The organism is Mesorhizobium sp. M4A.F.Ca.ET.050.02.1.1, assembly GCF_003997725.1.
GTDB lineage: Bacteria > Pseudomonadota > Alphaproteobacteria > Rhizobiales > Rhizobiaceae > Mesorhizobium.
Genome location: NZ_RZSG01001451.1, coordinates 1 through 554, shown reverse-complemented (window position 1 = coordinate 554; position 554 = coordinate 1). Strand labels below are relative to the sequence as shown.

General features: G+C 59.9%; 1 pseudogene. It reads right to left on the bottom strand.

From position 1 onward, the window contains the following. Positions 1 to 37: 37 nt before the first annotated feature. Positions 38 to 554 (bottom strand): annotated as a pseudogene (locus tag EOA33_RS38080) (hypothetical protein); the annotation flags it as partial.

Here is a 554-nt window from a genome sequence, read left to right as displayed (position 1 = left end):
ATAGTGACGGACAGCGTTAGATCAGGTTGCGGGGACGCTATGACCCACCTTGGGAAGATCCCTCCGATGACTCGGGCAACCGATCGCGTATGGCTTCCTCGGTTTTTTCTACCGTCGATTTCACGACTTTGCCGACCTGGCCTGCTAGCGTGCCGGCATCTCCACCAGAGCCTTGCCGGTCCGCCTCTTCCTTGACAGTATCGTAGGCTTCGGCGGCGACTTGCTTTACCTGCTCAAGGCCTGTTTCGAAAGCCTTCTCTGCGGTGTCGCGAAGTTTGTCGCTGTAGCCGCCAAGCTGTTCATCCTCCGTGGTCGTGCGGGGCAGCATCGTGCCCAGGGCAGTGCCAAGGACAAGGCCAACTGCTGCGACTGCCAGCGGTTCTCGTTCCAATATATCCTGTGCCGATTGACGTGCCCGGGCCTTCATCTCACTAGCGCCTGATCCAAGCTGCCCGGCCGAACCCGTGATCCCCTCCATTGCGCCCGTTGCGGCGTTGGCTGCAGTTGTGATCGCATCGCTTGCGGCTGATGCAACTGAGTCCGCAGTATCGGAG